The 20,434-nt window shown below is 45.9% G+C and carries 16 protein-coding genes and 2 pseudogenes; 13 read left to right on the top strand and 5 right to left on the bottom strand.

What is annotated here, in order from left to right:
• Positions 1-22: 22 nt before the first annotated feature.
• The 4 genes and pseudogenes from NK638_RS07855 to NK638_RS07840 form a co-directional block, all read right to left on the bottom strand.
• Positions 23-741, bottom strand: a pseudogene (locus tag NK638_RS07855) (IS5 family transposase).
• A gap of 95 nt (positions 742-836) precedes the next feature.
• Positions 837-1,790, bottom strand: coding sequence for a DMT family transporter (locus NK638_RS07850; protein ID WP_274632568.1), 954 nt, complete (start codon positions 1,788-1,790; stop codon positions 837-839).
• A 223-nt stretch (positions 1,791-2,013) separates the two neighbouring features.
• Positions 2,014-3,477, bottom strand: a complete 1,464-nt coding sequence (locus NK638_RS07845; RefSeq protein ID WP_274632567.1) for a sodium:solute symporter family protein — start codon at positions 3,475-3,477, stop codon at positions 2,014-2,016.
• A 280-nt stretch (positions 3,478-3,757) separates the two neighbouring features.
• Positions 3,758-5,014 (bottom strand): M24 family metallopeptidase, encoded by a 1,257-nt coding sequence (locus NK638_RS07840; protein WP_342454269.1) that lies wholly within the window; start codon positions 5,012-5,014, stop codon positions 3,758-3,760.
• A 227-nt stretch (positions 5,015-5,241) separates the two neighbouring features.
• On the opposite strand from NK638_RS07840, the gene NK638_RS07835 reads away from it, so the two are divergent.
• The 13 genes and pseudogenes from NK638_RS07835 (at position 5,242) to NK638_RS07775 (ending at position 19,726) form a co-directional block, all read left to right on the top strand.
• Positions 5,242-6,222: a GlxA family transcriptional regulator gene (locus NK638_RS07835; RefSeq protein ID WP_274632565.1), complete on the top strand. Its 981-nt coding sequence runs from the start codon at positions 5,242-5,244 to the stop codon at positions 6,220-6,222.
• Positions 6,223-6,782: 560 nt separating this feature from the next.
• Positions 6,783-8,132, top strand: coding sequence for an urea ABC transporter substrate-binding protein (gene urtA / locus NK638_RS07830; protein ID WP_446739818.1), 1,350 nt, complete (start codon positions 6,783-6,785; stop codon positions 8,130-8,132).
• A 121-nt stretch (positions 8,133-8,253) separates the two neighbouring features.
• Complete coding sequence (gene urtB, locus NK638_RS07825) at positions 8,254-10,053, top strand: urea ABC transporter permease subunit UrtB (RefSeq protein ID WP_274632564.1); 1,800 nt, start codon at positions 8,254-8,256, stop codon at positions 10,051-10,053.
• Between the two features lie 10 nt (positions 10,054-10,063).
• Positions 10,064-11,143, top strand: coding sequence for an urea ABC transporter permease subunit UrtC (urtC, locus tag NK638_RS07820; protein WP_025643641.1), 1,080 nt, complete (start codon positions 10,064-10,066; stop codon positions 11,141-11,143).
• 139 nt (positions 11,144-11,282) lie between these two features.
• Positions 11,283-12,044 (top strand): annotated as a pseudogene (urtD, locus tag NK638_RS07815) (urea ABC transporter ATP-binding protein UrtD); the annotation flags it as partial.
• Between the two features lie 46 nt (positions 12,045-12,090).
• Entirely contained in the window at positions 12,091-12,789 is a 699-nt protein-coding gene (urtE, locus tag NK638_RS07810; protein WP_274632563.1) for an urea ABC transporter ATP-binding subunit UrtE, read from the top strand.
• Between the two features lie 44 nt (positions 12,790-12,833).
• Complete coding sequence (locus NK638_RS07805) at positions 12,834-13,823, top strand: urease accessory protein UreD (RefSeq protein WP_274632562.1); 990 nt, start codon at positions 12,834-12,836, stop codon at positions 13,821-13,823.
• Between the two features lie 300 nt (positions 13,824-14,123).
• Positions 14,124-14,426, top strand: a complete 303-nt coding sequence (gene ureA / locus NK638_RS07800) for an urease subunit gamma (protein ID WP_025643648.1) — start codon at positions 14,124-14,126, stop codon at positions 14,424-14,426.
• Between the two features lie 32 nt (positions 14,427-14,458).
• Positions 14,459-16,603: an urease subunit alpha gene (gene ureC, locus NK638_RS07795; protein ID WP_274632561.1), complete on the top strand. Its 2,145-nt coding sequence runs from the start codon at positions 14,459-14,461 to the stop codon at positions 16,601-16,603.
• Positions 16,604-16,683: 80 nt separating this feature from the next.
• Positions 16,684-17,283: an urease accessory protein UreE gene (gene ureE / locus NK638_RS07790; protein ID WP_274632560.1), complete on the top strand. Its 600-nt coding sequence runs from the start codon at positions 16,684-16,686 to the stop codon at positions 17,281-17,283.
• Positions 17,276-18,112 (top strand): urease accessory protein UreF, encoded by an 837-nt coding sequence (locus tag NK638_RS07785; RefSeq protein WP_274632559.1) that lies wholly within the window; start codon positions 17,276-17,278, stop codon positions 18,110-18,112. The genes ureE and NK638_RS07785 overlap by 8 nt, the downstream gene beginning before the upstream one ends.
• A gap of 85 nt (positions 18,113-18,197) precedes the next feature.
• Positions 18,198-18,851, top strand: coding sequence for an urease accessory protein UreG (gene ureG, locus NK638_RS07780; RefSeq protein WP_199508217.1), 654 nt, complete (start codon positions 18,198-18,200; stop codon positions 18,849-18,851).
• A gap of 176 nt (positions 18,852-19,027) precedes the next feature.
• A complete protein-coding gene (locus NK638_RS07775) occupies positions 19,028-19,726 on the top strand; it encodes a HupE/UreJ family protein (RefSeq protein ID WP_274632558.1) in 699 nt (232 codons plus the stop codon).
• Positions 19,727-20,032: 306 nt separating this feature from the next.
• Here the strand turns inward: NK638_RS07775 and NK638_RS07770 are convergent.
• The coding region (locus NK638_RS07770; RefSeq protein WP_274632557.1) for a transposase at positions 20,033-20,434 on the bottom strand (402 nt) is incomplete at its 5' end.

Here is a 20,434-nt window from a genome sequence, read left to right as displayed (position 1 = left end):
CAAGATAGGGCCTGTTGAACATTCATAATTTGAGCCAGATATAAGCACAAGCAAGAGCGACCGTATTTTCATAACTCTGCTTGAGCTTATCAAATCTGGTGGCAACCGCCCTATACTGTTTTAGCTTAGTGAAAGCATTTTCTACTAGATGCCTGGCTTTATATAAGCCCCAGTCCATATGGTCGTTAGAAAACTGAGTGTTTCGTTTTCGAAGGATGTTATCCTGCGTCCCTGCTTGTTCAATATGGGCTCGTAGTGCATCAGAATCATAGCCTTTATCGGCATATAAAACCTCTGTATCGCTCAAATTAACTTTGTCTACTAAATCAGGTGCGACTTTGACATCGTGGGTTGTACCATCTGATAAAATAAAGGTAATCGGATTGCCATGCGCATCTACTGCTAAGTAAATCTTGGTCGCGCGGCCTGCCACACTTTTGCTAATGGATTGTAGGTTCTCGCTGCCACCACTGCTGTGCTGATGCGCTTTAATATGGGTACCATAGATAAAGACCCACTCAAGGTCTGCGTCTTTGATCAGTAACGTAAATAATGCCATCAGCTTATTACTGCGAAACCAGCGCTGGTAAGCTTTATAGATGGTATTAGGCTTGCCAAAATACTCGGGTAAGTCGCGCCTTCAACCGTTTGTCTAAGATTTCCTTTGTCATAGATATTAAGTTCTAGTAATGTAGGTTTCAGTCTTGTCCAGTGTTCATCTTTGAGCGTGGTGCGAGGCATAGCGAACGATATCTTTTTTGTGTGAGAGCTTAAATATTAACCGTTCGCTATTTTTTTTGTCATTAATTTGTCGCCAATGTTCAACACGCCCTAAATTACGATAATTTTTGTCTTCTAAACCATCTCGGCAGTTGTACATTGGTCGAATTTGTTAGCCCATTTAATAAAGCAACGAGCAAAATCAAAAAAACGCCTATATATTGAATACCTGATAACATTTGATGCAGGAGCAACACTGCCAAAAATATTGCGGTCAAAGGTTCAAAGATAGTAAATACTGACGCGCGCGTGGCTGGTAGTTTTTCTAATGCTTTCATATATAATGCAAAAGGTGCAATCGTACCTACCAAAGATAAGCCCAGTACATATATCCAGCTAATAACGGGAAGCTGTATCAGCTTATAATAAGTTGTATACGTGGTAGGAATGAACAATAATACAATGCCACTGAACAAAATTGACGTAAAAAAGACAAGTGGTGCAGAGTGTTTATGATGCATGGCGCGTTTACCAAGCACACCATATAAAGAGTAACAAACGCCAGAAAGCAGGCCAACGGCAATACCCAAATTCCCTTCAGTAGTGCCACCCATCGTAGTCATACCAACGCCAATCACTGCTACAACTGCTAACAATGTAGCTTTATAAGTAATTCGCTCATCTAATAATAGGTGCGAGAATATCAAACTAAAGACTGGCGCCGTATAGAGTAATGCGACTGCTGTGCCTGCTCCCACATGAAGCACTGCAAATAAGTAGCAAACCGTCATACCCAGTACGCCAATTAGGGATTGTAGACCAAGCCCAAACCATTTACCGAGTGTTAGCTTACTTAATGGTTTCCAGATCTTAGGCAACATCGTTATAGCAATAATAGCTGCCGTTATGATACGCAATATCGTAATTTGCCAACTACTAAAACCTAATTGACTAAGATAAGTCGAAAATATACCAAGTGTGCCCCAACATATGGCCGCCATGACAATTTGTATGGTGCCAATCCATGGCTTGACATCAACCGCTATAGGTCTGGTTTTCAATACTTCCACGACTAGTCACCTCTATTATTGAACATAAAATGTTCGTAATATCATTGAGTAAATATAAAACTGGTACAAAATAACCGAGTGTTAATCAGCATTAGCTTATCTATACAACTCATACTTGCCAGCCTTACTGAATACGTAAACCGCTGAATTTATGACTATCAGTCAATAAACTCAGCGGTTAGTTTAAGATCTGTTAAGTATTCATAAATATAAGTATCTATATCTAAGCGCTGACAGATTCTTCTGATATGGCTTTGACTCTATTAGGAACCAATACACTAACGACCACGTAAGTGATGGCTGATGCAGCTGATCCGATAAGAGGTCCCTCTACCCAGCCGACAATACCTGATGTTAAGAGATAACTACTGCAAACAGCACCGACGATAATAGAGGCAATAGCAGCCATCGTTGAGCCTTTATAAAAGATAGTCACCAAAAGTACACCAGATAGAGCTGCCATTAAAGTACCGCTAGAGAATATGCCTAGATAGCTAAGCATCGCTTCAGGTAAGAAGAAAGTAGAAATGAAGGCGATAGCAGCCACAATAGCGACCCACAATCTATTCAGTTTCAATAGTTCAGCCTCAGTGCGAGGTTTATTGTCAAATATAGCCAAACGCAAATCATGTGAGGCAGCAGTTGATAAGGTATGCAAGATAGAGTTTGCCGTAGACTTCATAGCAAAAAGAATAAACAAAGTGATCACACTACCCACCACACTTGGAATAGCATTGGCTAAATACCAAGGCATTGCTTCATCGGGATTGATCAGACCTGGGTTTTTGACACGAACATATAAGCCAACGATAGGCACCAAACTCAAAACACACCCTAGAATGGCCGTATAAAAGCCTGTTTTGGCAATACTAATATTAGATTTCATCGCCAAAAAACGTACTGACATATAAGGCAATGCAGTACTAAAGATAAGCGCATAGACAAATACTAGAAAAACAGAAGCTTTGGCATTACCATATGGGTTAGAACTCTCTGGATTGACAAGGTTTGGATCTATCGCATTCAGCTGCGTCATCATATCTGCTAACGGAATGTCAGTGAACACCTGAACCACTATATAAATGGCAGCAGTGGCCATCCCAACCACCATAAAAGTATCAGTCCAAGCAACAGCGAGCAATCCGCCTGCCATGGTATAAATAGTAATAATCACCAATAAAAGCGCAGAAGCCAGAAGAGGTGAAATGCCGAGCCAGCTACTACCCAACATACCAAGCGCTCTAATCTGAGCCGTCAAAAATACGGTCAAAAATATAATCATGCCCAAAGACGTGATAATACGCAAAGTGCGAGCAGTTATTGAATTCCGATCATTACAGTGCAAGTTGACAATAAATTCAGGAATGGTACTACTACCTATCTTCATGGCTCTATTACGCAAATAGACCGCAAAGAATAATACGGCGACGACCATGGCTGGTGCAAAAAAGAAATTACCTAAAAGCTCAATCGTCCCGTATTGGTATGCGGCACCAGGTGAACCCATAAAGCCCCAACCACTAAACCCAGTCGCCACGACAGTACCTGCTATAACAAAAGGCCCTAATGAGCGACCGGCTACTAAAAAACCACTTTCCTCATCTGCTGACATGACTTTTGACGCTTTACTAGCCAATACAATGAGAAGTGCAATTGCTGCTAACAATATCATCCAATTAATAAACATGTCGATTCCTCGTATCGTTTACTACATTACTTGTTATGACGCTCTACGAAGAAATAACTCACTGCCAGTAATAGCGTCAGTACATTAATGGTCAAAAACCAAAATAACGTCCAGCTGTTAAGAAACAGGTCCATAATGTTATTTCCTTAATAAGTAAAATGTGAAAATAATTGCATTGTGCGAGGCGCATCATCATCTATGTTGGCGGGCTTAAAATAAGAAACTTATTCATGGTAGCCCACTCAATATAGACAGTATTGATTGATGACATTCCCCTACATTAACGACCGATAATATTATGCTCAGGGCCGTACTTAAAGCCTGTGATATTATCAGCGCCCGTCTCATTGATGACTAAAATGTCATGCTCTCGATAACCGCCAGCACCCGGCATGCCCTCTGGAATCATAATCATCGGCTCCATAGAGATGACCATACCTGGCTCAAGCACTGTTTCAATATCTTCACGTAGCTCAAGTCCTGCCTCGCGTCCATAATAATGGCTGAGCACACCAAAAGAATGTCCATAACCAAAGCTGCGTTTTTCTAATAAGTCGTATTTTGCATAAATTTTATTCAGCTCATGTGCGATATCGCAGCAGCGCACGCCAGGTTTTATAAGCTCAAGACCTGCTTCATGCACTTCACAATTTATCTGCCAGTAGCGTAGTGAATCTGCATCACATTTATCCAAGAACAATGTGCGTTCAAGCGCGGTATAGTAGCCTGCTATCATAGAAAAACAGTTAAGACTCAATATATCACCCGACTGGACACGACGATTGGTTACTGGATTGTGGGCACCATCCGTATTAATACCTGACTGAAACCATGTCCATGTATCCATGAGTTCTACTTGACCAAACTGCTCCCCAATAGCCTTCACCATCGCTTGTGTAGATGCCAAGGCAACTTCGTATTCGGGCACGCCATCATAAACAGCCTGTACCAATGCCGCCCCACCAATATCACAGACCTGAGCGCCCTTTGTTATTAGCGCTATTTCTTCAGAGGACTTAACCATTCTCATGGTCATACATGCTAGGCTAATATCAACAAACTCTACATTGGGTAAAATAGCTTTGAGCTTAGCAAAGCGATCCATTGGTAAATGATCAAACTCAATACCTACACGGCCGTGATGAGGAATTTGTTGAGCAATGGCTTTGAAATAGTTATCACGCTGCCAATCAGTGTAAACAATATTATTGTCGCCCACAGTACGCCGCCAAGGCTGTCCACCATCGATATTGGCAGAGATTGACACGACTTCTTTTGAAGTAACGACTAGTCCATAAGGTCGCCCAAAAGAGCAATATATAAAGTCAGAGTAGTAATTGATGTTATGTATCGAGGTGAAAAGCGCCGCCACAATGCCATGATTATCTAAATACTCACGAAGTTTCCCATGACGATTTGCATATTCTTGATGACTAAAAGTCGGTTGCACTTTCTGGCCGTTTTTAATTTCGATTAGACTTGGGAGATGCAGATTATCTAATGAGCCATCTAAAGAGGTTAGGTTTAATGAATTCATCCATTTTCGAGAAAAATCTGTAGAAGATAAAGTGCTAGTAAGGTCTTTTAGTGCTGACATGGAACGTCTCCAAAGTAGGTAATAATCAACTGAGAACACGTTCGATAATAGAGGTAAAATTAATAAGGTATTTTTTCATAAGCGACATTTTATGTTTATAATCGGACATATAGACAAACAACTTAACATTAGCCAGAATTTTAGGTATGTTCTGAAGGCGACAAAAAATGACTCAGATAACGGAAAAGATGATAGACAAGCCTAGGCGCATTGGGTTTCTACTGATTAATGGCTTTACCATGCTCGCGTTCAGCAATATCATTGAGCCACTTCGAATGGCGAATTATGTGAGCGAGCAACTCTTATACTCGTGGGTGGTGGCAGGGTTCGATGACAATAAAACCAGTAGTAGTAACGGTATTAAATTAAGTCATACTGCACCACTCGACTACTTATTAACCTGCGACTTGGTATTTGTATGCGGAGGACACCAAACAGATTACTTGGAATCTAGTAGGCTCATTACCTTAATTCAGCGATTGGCAGTACGGGATATTGCACTTGGCGGTTTGTGTACAGGAGCGCTAGCATTGGCTGCTGCGGGCTTACTCGAGCAACAAGCAGCCTCATTGCATTGGGAGAACATCAGCGTAGCCCAAGAAAGCTATCCAGGTGTTATTTTTAATGACCAAATATTTACAATAGCACCGCAGCTATATTCTTGTTCAGGTGGAGCTTGCGCATTGGATATGACTTTACATATCATCAATAAGCATCATGGTCATCATATCGTTTCCAAGATACAAGACATGTTTATTATCACCTCTATACGTGAGCCTACTTACGTACAGCATATGCCCAAGCCAAAAATACTGAGCAGTAGCTATACCAATGTAATAGATGCTATTGCATTGATGAAAACCAATCTTGAAGAGCCTTTAAGCGTTAAGGATATTGCCCATCATATTGGATTATCAAGTAGACAATTACAGCGCATATTTAACAAAAATTTTAGTTGTTCACCGCAACAGTATTACGTGCGATTGCGCCTTGAACACGCCAAATATATTCTTAAACATACTACGCTGCCTATTAGCCAAATCGTACTAGCAAGCGGCTTTATCGATAACAGTGCATTCTCTAGCGCCTTCAAAAAAAACTATGGCATGACACCAAGCCATTACAGGCAAGAGAATCAGCTGATATAACCTATTTTTCATTGACGCAGTAACTAGGATGGCTTAACGGTATTCTTTGACTACCCTAAAGACATCAGAAAATCACTTTATGATTATGTTTGATGATCGTATTAGTAAGCCTTTAATCTAAACGGCAGTTACATAGAATGTGGGATACTCTCATTACCCCTTATACGCCTTGAGCTATAAGGGTTTTTTATTGCCGAATTACAATTAACTGAACCTGTCAACAGCCCTTCTTTACCAACTTAAACCCTTTATTTTGATATTTAGACTTATCAAGACAGTAGAACCCTCTACCCTTCCAACACATTTATTCTGCCCAGTTTTAGCCCCTTAAAGAAACAATGGCTTTTATTTACAAGTATTAATAAACCATCGTGGTGCATAAGAGCCTATAGGTCTATTTTGGTGCAAAAAAAATAAGGCTTCTTACTCAACAAAGAACCATAGTGGTGCACTTTTCTATATTTTTGGCTGGCATAGATATTGAAGTAATAAAAATAGTAAAACAGTCAAACCATTGATTGACTCACCTTGTTGCTATTTTATTATTTTTGGAGAAGTTTATGTCTTTATTGCCGACCCTTGCTACCGCTACCACACTGAACAGCGCCCCTCGTACCGACTTACGATTGACCTCACGCTTATCTATAGTGGCGCTTGCCGTTGTAGGTGGTTTGAGCCTTGCTGGCTGTCAAAAGCCAGCTGAGACGAGCTCGGAGACGACAGCTAGCGATACCATCACTCAAAGCGCAGCGGCGGCTAATGGCGATACTATTAAAGTCGGTATTTTGCACTCTTTATCAGGGACGATGGCCATCTCTGAGACCTCGCTAAAGGACACCGCGCTAATGACGATTGAGGAGATTAATGCCAACGGCGGGGTGCTCGGCAAGCAATTAGAGCCTGTCGTCGTTGACCCTGCCTCTGACTGGCCGTTATTTGCTGAAAAAGCGCGCCAGCTCCTCACGCAAGATGAAGTAGATGTCATCTTTGGGGGCTGGACCTCAGTGTCGCGTAAGTCGGTACTGCCCGTTGTTGAAGAGCTCAACGGCTTGATGTTTTATCCGGTGCAGTACGAGGGTCAAGAGCAGTCCGAAAACATCTTTTATACTGGTGCTGCGCCCAATCAGCAAGCTATTCCTGCCGTTGAATACTTGATGAGCCCTGAAGGCGGTAGCGCTGAGCGCTTTGTATTATTAGGCACAGATTATGTCTATCCTCGTACCACCAACCAGATACTACGCGCTTTTTTACAGTCTAAAGGCGTTGACGATAGCGACATTATGGAAGAGTACACGCCATTTGGCTTTAGCAATTATCAAACCATTGTCTCTAATATCAAAAACTTCGCTACGGGCAAAAAGACAGCAGTCATATCGACCATCAACGGTGACTCCAACGTGCCTTTTTATCGCGAGCTTGGTAACCAAGGTATTGACGCCGCTGATATTCCAGTCATGGCATTCTCAGTTGGTGAAGAGGAGCTACGCGGTATCGATACTAGCGCGCTGCAAGGGCACTTAGCGGCATGGAACTACTTTATGTCGGTCAAAAACCCAACCAATAACGACTTTACCAAAAAGTACAAGCAGTATGCGCTCGATAACAACTTACCCAATGCCGACAATGTCGTCACTAACGACCCTATGGAGGCCACCTACGTCGGTATCAATATGTGGAAGCAGGCGGTGGAGGACGCGGGTAGCACAGATGTGGATAAAGTCCGTATCAGTATGGGCGGTCAGACTTTTGCTGCCCCTTCAGGCTATACGCTAAAGATGGATGCAGAGAACCATCACTTGTGGAAACCGGTCATGATCGGTCAGATTCGCCCCGATGGTCAATTTGATGTGGTCTATAAGACACCCGAGGTTATCCAAGCTTCACCGTGGAGCCAATACATTCCTAAGTAAGGATTATCCTAAGCTTTACTTTCTTATTGGTATCAATATCAGCAAACCTTGTTAGTCCCGCCAAGCTATAGGCTAGCTTGGCAGGGTTGAAGGAGTGTTGACTATAAAAAAGGATTCCACTATGTCGCCTTATCCCTCTTTTATATATGACGCGCAGGCTAGCGGCTTTAACAAGGCCTTTAGTGCTGTTAGTCTTAGTCTATCATTTGTGCTTCTTTGCTTAGCATTGATGCTCGCTTTAACCCCGCTTCCCGCTTCGGCTGCCGACACCGCAGTAGATAGTCATTCCCCTGCCAATACAGTAGCGACCACCTCTAATCTTGCCAGCGATGATAAGAGTTTGCTTACGCAAAATGCGCAGTCTTTGACTACGCCTGCCACGCTTACCAGTCCAATTAACAATCAGGGCGATGCCATTGAGCAGTTTGTGGCTGCAGACTTTAGTCAGCGCCAAGCGATGCTGGGTCAGTGGCCGGGCTCCGCTGAGAGTCTCGATACGTTAGTTGAGCTGATTGATAATGATGAGCTGTATCAAGGCAACGGTGGGCAAACTTATTTGCTAAACGCTGATGACGAGCTGTTTACCTATCCTGATAGAGATCTGACGGACGAATGGCCAAGCGATCTGGCGCAAGTAACATTGACTAATGCCCTGCGCTCCGCACTGGTGTTTGGGCAAGCAAAAGTGAAGCTGGATTCAGACGATCCGGCGCAGCGCTTGCAAGCGGTGAGTATCCTTGCTGATAACATCGAACAAATAGATCCTGCAATCGTCAGCGCAGCAGCCGTGCGCGAAGATGACGCGGAGGTGAGCGCTGCGCTTAGTACCTTGCAGGCGAGGCTAGATTTTCGCGATGGCGACGTGGCTACCCAAATCGCCGCGCTTGACGTGCTCGCTGACAGCGATAGCCCGCAGGTGTTAATCGATGTCAAACAGGCGTTGGCAAACGACAATCTTGATCCTAATCTTGAGACGGCGTTGCTGGCGGCTGAAGCAAGTATTGAGCAGCGCATCTCGATCAGCACATGGTCGGGGCATCTGTTCACCGGTCTTAGTACCGCCAGTATCTTACTACTAGCAGCGCTAGGGCTTGCGATTACCTTTGGGCTGCTTGGCGTCATCAATATGGCACATGGCGAGCTAATTATGATTGGCGCGTACGCCACTTATGTGGTGCAAAACCTATTTCAAGCCTATCTGCCTGAGATGGCAAGTTGGTACTTACTCGCCGCGATACCCAGTGCGTTTTTGGTTAGCGCTGTGATCGGTATGGTGATCGAGCGTATCGTGATCCGTCCGCTCTATGGGCGTGAGCTTGAGACCCTACTGGCGACGTTTGGTATCAGTTTAATTTTGATGCAGCTGATACGCATGGTATTTGGCGCGCAAAACGTTGAGGTCAGCAATGTCTCATGGCTTAGCGGCGCGTATCAAGTGTCGGCAAGCCTTGCCCTTCCCTATAACCGCATCGCTATCATCGGCTTTACGGTCATTATTCTGCTGCTATTGGTGTATTTACTTAACAAGACGCGCTTTGGGCTATTTGTACGCGCGGTAACGCAAAATCGGCAGATGGCACGCGCGGTTGGTATCGCCTCTGCGCGCATCGATATGCTGGCCTTTGGGCTTGGATCGGGGCTGGCAGGATTGGCAGGCTGCGCACTCGCGCAAGTCGGCAACGTCGGACCCAGCTTAGGTCAGACGTATATCATCGACGCGTTCTTAGTTGTCGTCGTCGGCGGTGTCGGTCAAGTATGGGGCGCAGTGCTCGCCTCTTTAGGTTTAGGCGTCAGTGGTACGGTGCTTGAAATTGGTATTGGCGCGGTGCTTGCCAAAATTGTATTACTGGTTCTTGTGATTCTGTTTATTCAGAAGCGGCCACAAGGTTTATTTGCACTAAAAGGCCGTTTTGTTGATTAAGGAGAAGACTATGAGAATCATCACATTATTATCTGATACCCCGCGCAGCGCTGTATTTATTGGCTTATGCTTTTTGCTATTACTTATCGTACCGTGGCTGCATCTGCTGCCTATCACCTCTCCTTTTCACCTCTCGGCTTACTGGATTACCCTTATTGGTAAGATTATGGCGCTAGCGATGGTGGCGCTGGCCCTAGATTTAGTTTGGGGGTACGCGGGTATTTTGAGCTTAGGGCATGGGCTGTACTTTGCGCTTGGCGGTTATGCCTTTGGTATGTACCTCACGCGCGAGACCGCAGGCGACGGTATCCCTGATTTTATGCGTTTTTTGAGCTGGACTGAGCTGCCGTGGTATTGGGCAGGGACGCAGCACTTTTGGTGGGCGAGCGCTTTGGTGCTATTGGTGCCAGGTATCGTTGCCTTTATCTTTGGCTTCTTTGCTTTTCGCTCAAAAATAAAAGGCGTGTACTTCTCGATTATTACCCAAGCTATGACGTACGCGGCGGCCTTACTGTTCTTTCGTAATGAGACAGGCTTTGGTGGCAACAATGGTTTTACCGGTTTTACCACTCTTTTGGGCTACGACATTACTGCCGCCTCCACGCGCGCTACCTTGTGCTTTGTGACCGCACTGGCACTACTGCTATCTTATGCTGGCCTGCGTTATTTGATGGGTCAGCCTTATGGGCGCGTGCTTGGCGCTATTCGCGATAGTGAAAACCGCTTGCAGTACTTAGGGTATCGCACGCTTTGGTACAAGCTATCGGCATGGGTGCTATCAGCTGTTATCGCTGGTATCGCAGGGGCGCTGTACGTCCCACAAGTGGGCATCATTAATCCTGGCGAGATGAACCCGATTAACTCCATTGAGATGGCCGTATGGGTCGCTGCTGGTGGCCGCGGTAATCTTATCGGTGCCATCTTAGGCGCAGGCGTAGTCAACGCGCTCAAGACTTACTTTACCGTCGCCTATCCTGAGGTCTGGCTATTAATACTTGGCAGTCTGTTCGTCGTTGTCACCCTATTTTTACCAAACGGCATTATTGGTCTGCTTGGCCGCTTTAAAAAGGAAAAATCTGATGCTCAATAATCATTTATCAACATCGCTTGTCTCTAAGCTGTCTAGCAATTTACCTGATAAAGCGCCTAAGAGGTCGCTAGCTATGACAGCTCAGGCGCTTGATGAATACGACTACGATGACGACCACAGCGACGGTTTGAGTCACCCTAAGACTCGCGGTGCAGACTTTAGCCACGGTATTGCGCTCTATTTAGAGGAAGTGAGCGTCTGGTTTGACTCATTTCGGGCGCTGAACAACTTGTCCTTGTACATCGAAGAAGGAGAGCTGCGCTGTATTATCGGTCCTAATGGCGCGGGCAAAACAACCTTGATGGATGTGATAACCGGTAAAACCCGTCCTACCGAAGGTAGCGTGTTCTTTGGGCAAACCTATAATCTGGCGACTATGTCAACAGAACAAATCGCAGAATCGGGTATCGGGCGCAAGTTTCAAAAACCGACGGTGTTTGAGAACTTTAGCGTGCTCGATAATTTACTGCTTGCCGCGCCCAAGGACAAACGCGTAATGGGCAGTTTGCGCCGTAGGCTTGATGCCGATACTCGAAACACACTTGAGGCGACCCTTGAGCAGATTCGCTTGACAGACAAAACCCGCCTGCCCGCAGGCCTCCTCTCGCATGGGCAAAAGCAGTGGTTGGAGATTGGTATGCTGCTGATGCAAAGTCCTAAGCTTATCTTGCTCGATGAGCCAGTCGCTGGTATGACGGACGCTGAAACCGAGCACACCGCTGAGCTATGTCTGCGCCTCAAACAAAATCATACCTTAATCGTCGTCGAGCACGATATGAGCTTTATTGATGCCATTAGTGAAAAGGTCACGGTACTTGCCCAAGGGGCTATTTTAGCCGAAGGTACTTTAGCTGAGGTGCAAGAAAATGAGGCGGTCATTGAGTCCTATCTTGGACGCTAACGGCTTGACTTTTACTGCTTAAAACCATTTAAACATAGGAGCCTCTATGCTAGACGTTAAGGCAATCAATCAGTACTACGGCGGCAGTCATATTTTGCGTGACGTGTCATTTACTGCGCCGGTTGGCGAGTGCAGTGTAATACTCGGGCGTAACGGCGTTGGCAAAACCACTTTGCTTAAATGCCTGATGGGCATACTCCCGATCAAGTCAGGACAGGTTGTCCTCGATGGTACAGACATCAGTAAGCTCACTCCTGAGCAGCGCGTGCGCGCCGGACTCGCTTACGTGCCCCAAGGGCGCGATATATTCTCAACACTGACGGTAGAGGAAAATATTTTGATCGGTATGGCCAAGTTCTCCCGCAGCAAATCGGGGCGCGTTCCCAAACACTTATACGACATCTTTCCGGTACTCGATGAGATGAAGCACCGGCGCGGCGGCGATCTGTCAGGGGGTCAGCAGCAGCAGTTGGCAATCGCACGCGCACTGGCCTCAGAGCCGCGCGTGCTGGTACTCGATGAGCCTACCGAAGGCATCCAGCCCTCAATTATCAAGGATATCGGACGGGTCATTAAGGATTTAGGCCATCAAGGGGATATGGCGATTGTACTGGTTGAGCAGTTCTATGAATTTGCAGAGGAGCTGGCGGATAACTACACCGTGCTCTCGCGCGGACAAGTGGTCGCTCAGGGCGCAGGAGAGGATATGGCAAACAACCACATTCAAGAGTTGGTAGCCATCTAAAAGCGCTTTTTTAATAGCATACGTCTCAAAAGGAACATTTTATTTTGACTTGGCAATCTACGCTACATCTTTATTTTGACCATACAGCTGTCGCGGCAAAAACTCGGCTGTATCACCGTGCCCATAGTGGGGCACTGGTGGTACAACGCGCACTGTATCCTGAGCCTGATCACCAAGCAGGGATTTGTCATATCTATGTGTTATATCCTCCCGCTGGTATCGCGGATGATGACCGCTTAACACTGGAGTACAAGCTAGAGGCCAATAGTCACGCGGTGATTACTACCCCAGGCGCGGGCAAATGGTACGGGCAACGACAGGCGCAGCGCCAAGCGCATTATGGCGAAGCACAAAAATGTAGCAAACCAAGTCAGCCTATAGACAGCAGTAGCAGCACTTTGCTTGATAAGCGCTTATTAAGCGCTACGGTTGAGGCCGTACAACATATCAGCGCCTACCTCGATGACCACGCTATCCTTGAGTGGCTGCCCCAAGAGAGCATTTATTACGATCACTCTGTCTCTAACGCTACTAACCGCTTTTATTTAACCCAAACCGCCAGTTTGCTAACTTGGGATATCGCCGTGTTTGGTCGTCAAGCGTATCAAGAGACTTTTGCTCATGGTCACTATGCCAATCGTTTAGAGATATGGCGAGATAACGTGTTATTGGTCAAAGAGCATACCGCGCAGCAGGCCGATACCCGCTGGTTTACCTCAGCACTCGGGCTAAATAATCAGCACGTGCATGGCTCGTTTTGGGCCATACCCAGCATTGATACCATTGAAGCAGAGCTACAAAACAACCCATTAAAGCTGGGACAGTATTTAGATGAGACGATCAGCGAGATACGCAGTCTTATCGATAAACAGTCCCTACCCATTTATTGTACGCACAACTATCAAGGGATCAATTGTCGCTACCTAGGGTCTGATGTACGAGCTTGTTTTGAAGCCTTTTACCAAGCCCGCGAGCTTATCAGGCGCAAATGGTATGCGCTTGAGCCGCATCGACCAAGGATTTGGGACACTTAGTTTTGATCTACTCTAAAGCGATAGCTTTTGACAATAGATTCTATTGCTCAACAGCGATGTGACTAGGGCGTGTCCCTATTTTAAAAATGGTGATAAAAATGAGATAAATTAAAGGCAAACAAGGAAAATAGCGCAGGTAATATCAAGATATTGACCAGCTATTTGACACCGTTTGCCAAAGATTTAGCCATTTTTAGCCCGTTTAGTCCTAAACGCTTGAATTAGGGACACGCCCTAATGTGATAAGTAAATAAACAAATAACATGACCACTCATTATTAAGGCTATTAAGGATAATCCGATGCAACTAACCCCTACCGAAAAAGACAAACTCATGCTATTTACCGCCGGTATGGTCGCTGAACGTCGTAAAGAGCGCGGCGTCAAGCTCAACTATCCAGAAGCCATCGCCTATATCAGTATGCTGCTTATGGAAGGCGCCCGTGATGGCAAGACCGTAGCGCAGCTAATGAGTGAAGGCGCGACTTATCTCTCAACTGATGATGTCATGGACGGTATTGCTGAGATGATTCACGATGTACAAGTCGAAGCCACCTTCCCTGATGGCACAAAACTTGTGACCGTACACAACCCTATTGTCTAGTAAGACCTATAGAACAATGAAGGATGACAAAAATGAGCAAAAATAAAAAGATGAAAGTAGGCGAATATAGAATCAAAGCAGGTGATATGGCCCTAAATGCGGGTCGCTGCGTGCAAAGCGTAGAGGTCGTTAATACAGGTGACCGTCCCATTCAGATCGGCTCGCATTATCATTTCTTTGAGGTCAACGAGGCATTAAGCTTTGATCGAGAACCCACGCTTGGCTACCGCCTCAACATCGTACCCGGGACTGCGGTACGCTTTGAGCCGGGGCAAGCACGCGAAGTAGAGCTGGTTGCCATCGCAGGTCGTCAGCACATCTATGGTTTTGCAGGTAAAGTGATGGGAGCGGCCGATATCAAGCGCACGCCACACACCTCGCAAAAACGCGTGGATAGACGCATCCATGCCGAGCACTTTGGCCCGACCACAGGCGACAAAGTGCGCTTGGCCGATACCGACTTATGGCTTGAAGTGGAGTATGATTTGACCAGCCACATCGACCAGCGTCCTAATACGTGTAGCGTCAGTATCGGTGAGGAGGTGAAGTTTGGCGGCGGCAAGGTCATCCGTGATGGCATGGGCCAATCACAGCTGCTTGGTAGTCAAGTAGCCGACACCATTATCACCAATGCTTTGATTGTTGACTATACCGGTATTTATAAGGCCGACGTGGCTATCAAAGAGGGTCGCATTAGCGGTATTGGCAAAGCCGGCAACCCTGATATTCAGCCCAATGTGACTCTGCCGATTGGCGCAGCGACTGAGATTATCGCTGGAGAAGGCAAAATCCTAACTGCTGGTGGTATTGACAGTCACATTCACTTTATTGCTCCCCAGCAATGTGAAACGGCCTTGATGTCTGGAGTCACCACTATGCTTGGCGGCGGTACTGGGCCTGCCGAGGGCACTCTAGCCACTACTTGTACGCCAGGCGCTTATCATATTCAAAGTATGCTAAAAGCCAGCGATACTATTCCTATGAACATTGGGCTGCTTGGTAAAGGTAACGTTAGCTTACCTGAGCCTATTATCGAACAAGTTGCAGCGGGGGCTATCGGTCTAAAACTGCATGAAGACTGGGGCTCAACACCGCAGGCTATTGATAACTGCTTGAGTGTGGCTGATGAGTACGATGTGCAGGTCGCTATCCATACCGATACGTTAAATGAAAGTGGCTATTTGCATAGCACGTTAGCTGCCTTTAAAGAGCGCTGCATCCATACCTTTCACACCGAAGGCGCAGGCGGTGGTCATGCGCCAGATATCCTAAAGGCCATTGGTGAGCCTAATGTCTTGCCGTCGTCAACCAATCCGACGCGTCCCTTTACGGTCAATACCATCGATGAACACCTCGACATGCTCATGGTCTGTCACCACTTAAGCCCAGCCATCGCCGAGGACGTGGCTTTTGCTGAGAGTCGTATCCGCCGCGAGACTATTGCTGCTGAGGACATTTTACAAGATATGGGTGCCATCTCCATGATGAGCAGCGACTCGCAAGCGATGGGGCGCGTAGGAGAGGTCATTATTCGCACGTGGCAGACCGCTGATAAAATGAAAACGCAGCGTGGTCACTTAGCACCTGACCAAACGGCCAAAAAGGAGCAGTCCTCAGAACATATCACCTTAAGTCATACCGACTTTGATAGCGGTAATGATAACTTTCGTATCAAACGCTATATCTCTAAATACACCATCAATCCCGCTATTACCCATGGCATCAGCGATGAGGTCGGCTCTATTGAAGTTGGCAAATGGGCGGATCTGATTTTATGGTCACCCGCGTTTTTTGGGGTAAAACCGGACAGCATTATCAAAGGCGGGTTGATAGCTGCCGCGCCTATGGGCGACCCTAACGCCTCCATTGCTACCCCGCAGCCTGTCCACTATCGCCCTATGTTTGGCAGCTTCCCTAAAACGGTAGCGCAAACTTGTATCACCTTTATGTCGCGTACTGCCTTAGAGAAAGGTGTTGATAAGCAATTGGGACTAAATAAAGTCATTAAAGCAGTACACAACATTCGTCAAATGCGAAAACAAGATATGAAATTTAACAGCTACTGCCCGATTATGGAAGTCAATCCAGAGACTTATGAAGTGCATGCTGATGGGGAGCTGTTGACCTGTGAGCCTGCTGACTATTTACCAATGGCTCAGCGTTACTTTTTATTCTAAAGGGCTTTTATAGTAGTGCTAACTCAGCTCACTAGACATCAACCCCTATTCCCCTATTTGAACGGACGATAAAGCAATTTATGAAAATATATACACAGCGTCTCGACCCAGCAGCGCTTAGCGCCAAACAGCAAGCCGTTATTGATGATCAAAAACAGGCACAACACTTTTTATATCTCGATTTCGATACCCGTCAGCGTAGCCGCTTTAAAGCGCAAACGCAGCAGCAACAAGCCGTCGGTATTGACCTACCGCGCACAGAAACCATCAAAAATGGCAGTGTGCTGGCTAATAATCAAGGCGAATTGATACAGGTGATGGCCGCTAAGCAAGCGTTAATCAAAGTCACCGCTGATAATAGCTTCGATCTTATGAGGGGCGCTTATCATCTAGGTAACCGTCACGTGCCTTTAATGATTACCCCTGACGCCCTGTACTTTGAGCCTGACCACGTGTTAGAGGCGATGCTGGGTCAGCTTGGCCTACATACTCAAGCGGTACAAGCAGCGTTTGAGCCAGAAACGGGAGCCTATAAAGGTGAGCACGGGGGACACGCTCACGGTCATGCGCATAGCCATACTGATAGCCATGGACACAGTCACTCTCATCACAGCCATGCATATGCTCATACTCACAGCGATAACGGACATTCGCATAGCGATGGCAACGCTTATGACTAATCATGATACGCCCTTAGCGCAATCGAGCGCAAACGCGGTAGACACAATAGACGCGATAACTGCGCTAAACTCTATAGATATAGACGTCACCGGACGTTTGCTTATGCTGGCGTCAAGTAACCTGCCGATCGGTAGTTACACCTATTCACAAGGTATAGAACCGGCTATTGAGTCCGGGCTTATTTGTGACGAGCCCAGTAGCTTGGAGTTTATGAGCGACTATCTAGCACTGGCATTATGTCGTTACGAGCTACCGCTATTGGCGCTTATGATGGCAGCGCTTATGAGTGATGATAACGCCCTTGCTGATGCTTTAGGTGCCGATTACCACGCCAGCCGTGAAAGCAAAGAGTTTGTCTATGAGTCGAGCCAACTGGCACTGTCTTTATCGGCTTGGCTTGGTGATGTGCTTGAGCTTGACGTGCCTGATCGTCTGCTTGCTCATGGGTTTTTACCCTTATTTGCGCATATCAGCTCGTATTGGCAACTTGAGCCTGCGCAAGCTATGACTACCTATGCCTTTGGGCAAATTGAGAACATGGTGCTGGCGGCGGTCAAGACTGTACCACTTGGACAAATGGCAGGTCAGCGTATCATCTGGCAGTTGCAGCAGTTATTAAGTGAGCGCATACCACCCTTAGCAGCTAGCGTTCAGCAAAGCTTTTTGCAGGTGCAAAAACTATCGTTAGTGGCTAACAGCCTAGAGGAGACTAGCATCTTAAAGCTAAACCTGCTTTATCAAGAGCTGCATATGTCAGTTAACTTGCCGAATTTAGCGATACTATCGTGTCAGCATGAAAGACAATATAGCCGCTTGTTTCGCTCTTGAGTGCTAACCCACACTATTTCACTTAAACACTATTTATTTGCACCAAACTTTTAATTACTCACGACTTTATTGAGGATATTTATTTATGGCACTTACACCCAAAGCCGACCATACCCATTCAGAGACTGGCCTATCACCTCTACGCTTAGGTATTGGCGGTCCCGTTGGCTCAGGAAAAACCGCACTCACGCTAAGACTGTGTCAACGCTTGCGTGATGACGTCAATATGGCAGTGGTGACCAACGACATTTATACCAAAGAAGACTCTGAATTCTTAACGCGTCACGAGGCCATGCCAGCCGAACGTATTCGCGGTGTCGAAACGGGCGGCTGTCCGCATACTGCTATCCGTGAGGATGCCTCCATCAATTTATCTGCCATCGCTGAACTACAACACCAATTTGCAGGGCTTGAGCTTATTATTATCGAATCTGGCGGCGATAATTTGGCGGCGACCTTTAGCCCTGAATTATCTGATTTAACCCTATATGTCATCGACGTCTCAGCAGGCGATAAAATCCCTCGTAAAGGCGGACCTGGCATTATGAAATCTGACTTACTTATTATCAATAAAACCGACCTTGCCCCCTTAGTAGGCGCCTCACTTGAGGTGATGGCGCGCGATGCCAAAAAGATGCGCGGCGATAAGCCCGTGGTCTTTAGTAACATGAAAACCGGCGAAGGTCTCGATGATATCGTTACCTTTATCTTAGATAAAGGCATGATCAGCGCGGCATAAGGTGCTGCGTATAAATAGATGTTCTACAAACCCCTGACTATAGTTAATCAATATTAAAAGTGGTACAAAGCAGACGAGTGCAAGTACTACAGTAGTAGGCTAAACGAGTCTAACGCTGTAACACTTTAATAGTGGTTCGACTCTATATCGACTTATTAAACCCTTAAGGACACATCATGAGCACACAAGCTTCAAAAACCATGACTAAAAATAAGACAGCTAAAAATCTAATCGATAAGGCGGCAATGACTCGCACTCTAGCACTGTCATCTTTGTTAACGGGACTGCCAACACTAGTATTTGCTCACCCTGGGCATGGGGTGATGACAGCTGATGGCGCCTTTGGCAACTCAATACTGTCAGGTATCATGCACCCTTTGACGGGGCTGGATCATCTTGTACTAGCGCTCGGTATGGGCATGCTCTTGACGCAAATGCACAGCTTTAAAAAAGGCTTTGTCTCGTTAGGCTTAGGTTTAGTGGCAGGTTTTGCCCTAAGCTTAAATATGAGCTTGAACAGTACGTTTATTGAGTCCGGCATTGTACTGTCTATCGTCTTACTCACCATGGCACTGATGAGCCGCTACTTTAACCGTGGATTCAATCAAAACAATGAAGCGTCGGTAAAAACGTGGCATAACTTAGCCATCGCAGGCTTTGGTGCACTCGCTATGCTCCATGGGGCCGCGCACGCTATTGAAGTGCCCGCTAACAGTAGCACAACAGGCTTTTTCATCGGTATGATTATTGCCATGCTTGGTCTGTATACTGTGGGTAGAGGCGTTGCCACTTACCTAAATACTCACTTGCAAGACAGCCTGATGATCCAGCGTGTACTGGCGGTGGTTGGTCTATGCGGCGTGTTGTTTATTTAGTTTTATAAGACATTAGCAGTTTTGTTAAATACTTTGCTAAGTATAGAGGATTGTCTTTGCCAACTATCAATCAAAATAGAAAAGCGTTTAACTCTATACTTCTCGGAATACACGCAGGTAATGCTAGCTAAAAAATTTTTAGGCTTCCAGTATAGTTGAATCACTATAAAACCGATACAATGCTGCTGGGATGCTTGCTTTTAAAATATGGGTTGCGCAGCCTCTGGCTGCGACGACACATCACGCAAGTAAAATTTATACCAGTAGCACTGGTAATATTAGCGTATCGATTTTATTTCAAATTGACTATAGAAGCCTGTGACCATGCCTGTTAAGCAGCTTTTGAACGCGCTTATGAAAGGTCGCATTATCCATAACGATCACACATTTTTTCTTAAGCTTTGGTATCAGCGTGAACTTGCACCAGTGATAGAAAACCTCTTTATTGATGTTGGTCTTTAAACAATCGAGTGCAAACAGCATTTTGCCATAGAGCGCACCAATCACGTTGGTTCGCTCTTTGGCTTGCCAGTTGTAACTGCCAATGCAGGGGCTACCAATGGGTGCATAACCACAAGGACGCATCGTTTCACTCTCAAAGCCACGCGCGTATATATAGACAATAGCAAAGCCTTGAGCGATGTAGTGGTTAAGTTTTTTTAGGTAGTGAGCCCTCTTTAGTGGACAAGCTTTGGGATGCTCAAGTGT

It is taken from the genome of Psychrobacter sp. A3, assembly GCF_028823565.1.
GTDB classification, from domain to species: domain Bacteria; phylum Pseudomonadota; class Gammaproteobacteria; order Pseudomonadales; family Moraxellaceae; genus Psychrobacter; species Psychrobacter celer.
Note: the sequence above shows the minus strand (reverse complement) of the source record. Positions and strands in the feature narration are given on the sequence as shown.